Below are 6,000 nucleotides of genomic sequence, written 5' to 3' on the forward strand. Positions count from 1 at the left end.
GGAGCGTCTAGCGTGAAGATCAGCGTCAGGAACCTCGAACCCACCAAGGTGAAGCTCACCATCACCGTCGAGCCGGAGGAGTTCAACCCCTTCCTCGATCAGGCCCGCAAGGAGATCGGCAAGCAGGTGAATGTCCCCGGCTTCCGTAAGGGTCACGTGCCCGGCAAGATCATCGACCAGCGCATCGGCTTCGCGGCCGTCGCCGGCGAGGCTGTGAACAACGGCGTGCCGGAGCTGTACTCTCAGGCCCTGGACGAGAAGAAGATCCGTCCGATGGCCCAGCCGGAGATCGACGTGCAGGAAGTGCCGTCCTCCGCGAACGATGAGACCAAGCTTAAGTTCGTCGCCACCGTCGAGCGTCGTCCCGACATCGAGCTGCCGGCCCTCGAAGGCATGACCATCGACGTGGCCAAGCCGGAGGTCACCGACGAGGACGTGGCCAAGCGCCTCGAGACCCTGCGCCAGCGTTTCGGCACCCTCGTGGGCGTCGACCGTCCGGCCGCCAAGGGTGACTTCGCCAACATCGACCTGACCGCCGAGATCGACGGCGAGACTGTCGAATCCCAGGAGGGCGTGAGCTACGAGCTCGGCTCCAACACCATGCTCGACGGCCTCGATGAGGCGCTCGACGGCCTGTCCGCCGGCGAGGAGACCACCTTCGAAGGCACGCTGGAAGCCGGCGAGCACGAAGGCCAGAAGGCCCAGGTCAAGGTCAAGGTCAACACCGTCAAGGCCGAGGAGCTGCCGGAGCTGAACGACGACTTCGCCCAGGACGCCTCCGAGTTCGACACCCTCGACGAGCTCAAGGCCGACATCCGCAAGCAGATCGAGCAGGACGGCGAAGCCCGTCAGGCCACCGAGGCCCGCGACGCGTTCCTCGCCAAGCTGGCCGAGGGCGTCGAGATCCCGGTCCCGAAGGGCGTGAAGGCCGATGCCGTCACCGAGCACCTCAAGTCCCTGACCGCCGATCCGGAGAAGGCCACCGACGAGCAGAAGGCTCAGGCCGAGGAAGCCGCCGAGAAGGAACTCAAGGATCAGATCCTGCTCGACACCCTCGCCGAGAAGCTCGACGTCAAGGTCTCCCAGTCCGACGTGTTCAACTTCCTCGCCTCCATCGCCCAGCAGTACGGCATGGATCCGAACGCGTTCATCAACGCGATCGTGAAGAACGGCCAGCTCGGCTCCGCCGTGGCCGAGGTCGGCCGTTCCAAGGGCCTGCTGGCCGGCATGCGCGCCGTCTCCTTCACCTCCGCCGGCGAGCCGCTCGACCTGAGCGCCTTCCTCGGTGAGGACGAGGCCGCTGAGGATGCCGCCGAGAACGAGAGCGTCGAGGCCGCGGCCACCGCTGCCGCCGTCGCCGACGAGCTGTCCGCCGAGAAGGCCGAGGAAGCCCCGGCCGACGCCGAGTGAGCATAGCTCAATAGCGTGGTAATGCGCTGACAAGGCTTGGAATCGCAAGGTTCCAAGCCTTTGTTGTTATATGTGCGCGCCCATGCGGACGGTCTGCAAGTTACGATGCGCACGCATGACGGGATGGGATGGAAGATGGATTGGAAACGACTTGGCTGGATGACCGCGGCCGCACTGGTACTTGGCTCGATCATCGGCATCGGCGCGGGATTGCTGACCTTGCTGCTGTACGGCATCGAGCATCTCATGCTCGGCTATATCGAAGGCGCGGCCATGTCCGGCCCGTTCGACGTGCCGTCCGTGCGGCGTGCGATCTCGGTGACGATCGGTCTGAGTATCGCCGGCGTGATCTGGTGGCTGTTGCGCACCAAGACCACGAAGGTGCCGTCAGTCAAGAAGGCCGTCGCCGGCGATCGCATGCCTCTCTGGCAGACGATCGTTCATGTGTGTCTGCAGATCTTCATCGTCGGCACCGGCGCGTCCATCGGCCGCGAGGTCGCGCCGCGCGAACTCGGCGCGATGCTCGCGCAGCGGTTCTGCGACCTGTTCCGGCTCGATGGTCTTGATCGTCGCGTCGCGGTCGCGGTCGCGGCCGGAGCCGGCTTGGGCGGCGTGTACAACGCGCCGTTCGCCGGCATGTTCTTCGCCGTGGAGATCCTGCTGGCCGATGTCGCGATCGAGAACGTCGCGTTCGGACTGGGCATGTCCGCGGTCGCGGCATTCGTCGCGGCGAGCGTCAAGGGCCGGCACGTGTTCTACGACATCTCGCTGATGCAGAACGATCTGACGCCGACGATCATGCTGGCCGCCTTGCTGATCGGCGCGGCATGCGGCGTGGCCGGCGCATGGTTCCGGCGTGGTTCGCAGTGGGCCGAATCTCATAAGCCGTCCGGCATGGCGATCCTGTGGCAGATGCCGCTTGCCGGCGTACTCACCGGTCTGATCGCCATCGTGATCCCGCAGATCATGGGCAACGGACGTGCCGCCGCACAGCTCGGGTTCAGCACGGTGTCGCTGCTGCAGGGAGCGGTACTTGCGTCCGGAGGCGATACTGAAGCCAATGCCGTGATCGTAGCCGAACAGGGCGCGTCGGCGGGGGAACAGCCAGTCTCGCCGTGGGCGTTGCTTGGGCTCGACTCGCAACAGTCGCAGCTCGCCATCGTGCTGCTGGTACTGGTCGTCACGCTCATCGCCAAGGCCGCGGCGACTCTGCTGACGATCCGCTCCGGCGCGTCCGGCGGCGTGCTCCAGCCCGGCATCGCGCTCGGCGCTACGCTCGGCGCGATGGTCGGCGTGCTGTGGACGCTCGCGTTCCCCGCGGATTCGGTTACCGCATGCGCCCTCATCGGCGCGGCCGCGCTCCTGTCCGCCTCCCAGCAGGCCCCGCTCATGGCCATGTGCCTCGTGCTGGAACTCACTGCCGCCCCCAGCGCGTTCTACGTCCCCGTTGCCCTAGGCGTCGCCGTCTCGGCATTCCTCTCTCGCCATCTCCTGCACACCGCGCCGCGTCAGGAACGGGCAGACGTCGCTATGCGGGTAGCCGAAAAGGGGGTGTACGGGCGACGACGGTCGCTTTGAACGGGTAATGTAGCTAGACGTAATGTTTTATGGACCAAGGAGATAAGGTGGCAGGATTCATGACACCCTCACCCACGATGGGCGAAGGCGACGCCCCGTCCATGGTGGATCCGATTTTCAACCGGTTGCTCAAGGACCGCATCATCTGGATGGGCGAAGAGGTCAAGGACGATATGGCCAACCGCATCTGCGCCCAGATGCTGATGCTTGCGGCCGAGGATCCGAAGAAGGACATCTGGCTGTACATCAACTCGCCGGGCGGCTCGATCACCGCCGGCATGGCGATCTACGACACCATGCAGCTCATCGAGCCGGACGTGGCCACTGTGGGTCTGGGCATGTGCGCGTCGATGGGCCAGTTCCTGCTGAGCTCCGGCACGCCGGGCAAGCGGTTCCTGACCTCGCATGCGCGAGTGCTCATGCACCAGCCGTCCGGCGGCATCGGCGGCACCACGACCGATGTGCGCATCAACGCCGAGCTCATCATGGACATGAAGAAGACCCTCGCCGAACTGACCGCCAAGCAGACCGGTCATACCGTCGAGGAGATCTACCGCGATAACGAATACGATCACTGGTTCACGGCGCAGGAGGCACTCGAATACGGGTTCGTCGACAAGATCGTGTCCACGCACGACACGATGAGCGCCGGGGAAGGGGAGTGAACATCATGGCATCCGAAGAGGCGAAGTTCATCCAGCGTGCCGAGCGCCTGGCCGGTCATGCCGGCGTCGTCGGCTTCATGCCGGCTGCCACGCGCGAGGCCGCGTTCGCGGGCCGCGGCATGGCATCGGTCACGCCGCAGGACCGTTACATCCTGCCGCAGTTCTCCGAGAAGACTCCGTACGGCATGAAGACGCAGGATCCGTACACCAAGCTGTTCGAGGACCGCATCATCTTCATGGGCGTGCAGGTCGACGACACGTCCGCCGACGACATCATGGCCCAGCTGCTCGTGCTCGAAAGCATGGATCCGAACCGCGATGTGATGATGTACATCAACTCGCCCGGCGGTTCCATGACCGCGATGACCGCGATCTACGACACCATGCAGTACATCAAGCCCGACGTGCAGACCGTATGCCTCGGCCAGGCCGCATCCGCCGCGGCGATTCTGCTCGCCGCCGGCGCCAAGGGCAAGCGACTGATCCTGCCGAACGCGCGCGTGCTCATCCATCAGCCGGCCATCGATCAGGGCTTCGGCAAGGCCACCGAGATCGAGATCCAGGCCAAGGAGATGCTGCGCATGCGGGCATGGCTCGAGAACACGCTCGCCAAGCACACCGGTCAGGATGTCGAGAAGATCCGCAAGGACATCGAGGTCGACACGTTCCTGACGGCCCAGGAGGCCAAGGAATACGGCATCGTGGACGAGGTGCTCGAGCACCGTTCGTGATGTCCAGACGAAGGTACCCTCAGCCGGTTTGGTTGAGGGTACCTTCGTATACGGCGTATGACGACAAGGGAGTGGTATGGGACGCGTGGTGAGCTACAACGAGGATGTGCCGCGTTGCACGTTCTGCGGCAAGACCGAGCATCAGGTGCGTAAGCTAGTGGCAGGCCCGTCCGCCGCGATCTGCGACGAATGCATCGAACTGTGCGTCGAGATCATCTCCGAGGAACGTCGCCACAGCGCCGACGTCAACGCGTTGTCCCTGCCCAAGCCGGCCGACATCAACGCGTACCTCGACCAGTTCGTCGTCGGCCAGCAGGCGGCGAAGCGCACGTTGTCCGTCGCCGTGTACAACCATTACAAACGCGTCAACATGGAACTGCGCGAAGCCGCTGGGCAGCTGGACGGCCGGGGCGGGTCCCTGCCGTCGTCTCGACGTCGTTCCGATCCGCTGGACGGCGTCGAGGTCGCCAAATCGAATATCCTGCTGCTGGGGCCTACCGGCGTGGGTAAGACGTATCTTGCGCAGTCGCTCGCCAAGGTCATGAACGTGCCGTTCGTCATCACCGACGCCACCACGCTCACCGAGGCGGGCTACGTGGGCGACGATGTGGAGACCGTGCTCCAACGGCTCATCGCAGCCGCCGACGGCGACGTGGAACGCGCACAGCACGGCATCGTCTACATTGACGAAATTGACAAGATCGCGCGTAAATCGGGTGAGAACACGTCCATCACGCGCGACGTGTCCGGTGAGGGCGTGCAACAGGCCCTGCTTAAGATCCTCGAAGGCACGATCGCATCCGTACCGGTCGAGGGCGGGCGCAAGCACAAGGAACAGGAGACCGTACAGATCGACACGCGCGACATCCTGTTCATCTGCGGCGGCGCGTTCGTCGGATTGGACGACATCATCGGCCGTCGGCTTGGCACACGCGAGAGCGGGTTCGGCACCGCATGGCATGACCGCGACATCACGTCCGGCGAGCTACTGGCGCAGGTCAACGCCGACGATCTGGCCGAATTCGGTCTGCTGCCGGAATTCATTGGCAGGCTTCCGGTCATCAGCGTGTTGAACGAACTGACCGAGGATGATCTCGCTCGTATTCTTGTCGAGCCGCGCAACGCGCTGACCAAACAGTACCGCAAGATGTTCGCGGAGGACGGCGTTGATCTCGCGTTTACCGAGGAAGCGGTGCGACAGATCGCGGCAACGGCCATTACTCGGGGGACCGGCGCCCGCGGACTCCGCTCGATCATCGAGAAGACGCTGGAGGAGACGATGTTCGACCTGCCGGGTATGGACGATGTCGGCCAGGTGATCGTGGATGCCGCGTCGGTGCGGGGCGAGAGCCTGCCGAAACTGGTTCGCGCTGAAAGTGCCCCACGGCTTTCAGGACGACGAGAAGCCTAGAAAATGGCGCGACATGCCGACATTTGCATTTTAAACGACACTGTTGTAGTTTATACGGGTTGCCGAAAACAAGACAACATGCGCCAGTAGCCCAGCGGATTAGAGCAGCTGACTACGGATCAGCAGGTCGCAGGTTCGAATCCTGTCTGGCGCACACCTCTTGCCACAAGAGGTTAAAGAGTGGTGTTGCGCCAGTAGCCCAGCG

At 64.1% G+C, this 6,000-nt stretch carries 5 protein-coding genes and 1 tRNA gene; all 6 read left to right on the forward strand.

Annotation, left to right across the window (positions count from 1 at the left end; all coding sequences use genetic code 11):
- Positions 1 to 12: 12 nt before the first annotated feature.
- The 6 genes from tig (at position 13) to JS541_RS11015 (ending at position 5,949) form a co-directional block, all read left to right on the forward strand.
- Positions 13 to 1,410 (forward strand): trigger factor, encoded by a 1,398-nt coding sequence (gene tig, locus JS541_RS10990; protein WP_214374546.1) that lies wholly within the window; start codon positions 13 to 15, stop codon positions 1,408 to 1,410.
- Between the two features lie 135 nt (positions 1,411 to 1,545).
- Positions 1,546 to 2,988 carry a chloride channel protein gene (locus JS541_RS10995; RefSeq protein ID WP_236036864.1) on the forward strand — a complete coding sequence of 481 codons (1,443 nt, stop codon included), beginning with the start codon at positions 1,546 to 1,548 and terminating at the stop codon, positions 2,986 to 2,988.
- A gap of 59 nt (positions 2,989 to 3,047) precedes the next feature.
- Positions 3,048 to 3,653, forward strand: coding sequence for an ATP-dependent Clp protease proteolytic subunit (locus tag JS541_RS11000; protein ID WP_214374559.1), 606 nt, complete (start codon positions 3,048 to 3,050; stop codon positions 3,651 to 3,653).
- A 5-nt stretch (positions 3,654 to 3,658) separates the two neighbouring features.
- Positions 3,659 to 4,384 (forward strand): ATP-dependent Clp protease proteolytic subunit, encoded by a 726-nt coding sequence (locus JS541_RS11005; protein ID WP_214374547.1) that lies wholly within the window; start codon positions 3,659 to 3,661, stop codon positions 4,382 to 4,384.
- Positions 4,385 to 4,460: 76 nt separating this feature from the next.
- The gene (gene clpX, locus JS541_RS11010) at positions 4,461 to 5,795 is read left to right on the forward strand and encodes an ATP-dependent Clp protease ATP-binding subunit ClpX (RefSeq protein ID WP_214374548.1); all 1,335 of its coding nucleotides are present in this window, start codon (positions 4,461 to 4,463) and stop codon (positions 5,793 to 5,795) included.
- A gap of 80 nt (positions 5,796 to 5,875) precedes the next feature.
- Positions 5,876 to 5,949, forward strand: a tRNA-Arg gene (locus tag JS541_RS11015).
- The last annotated feature ends 51 nt before the right edge of the window (positions 5,950 to 6,000 follow it).

Origin of the sequence: Bifidobacterium sp. SO1 (assembly GCF_018555335.1) — a bacterium.
Taxonomy (GTDB): Bacteria; Actinomycetota; Actinomycetes; order Actinomycetales; family Bifidobacteriaceae; genus Bifidobacterium; species Bifidobacterium simiiventris.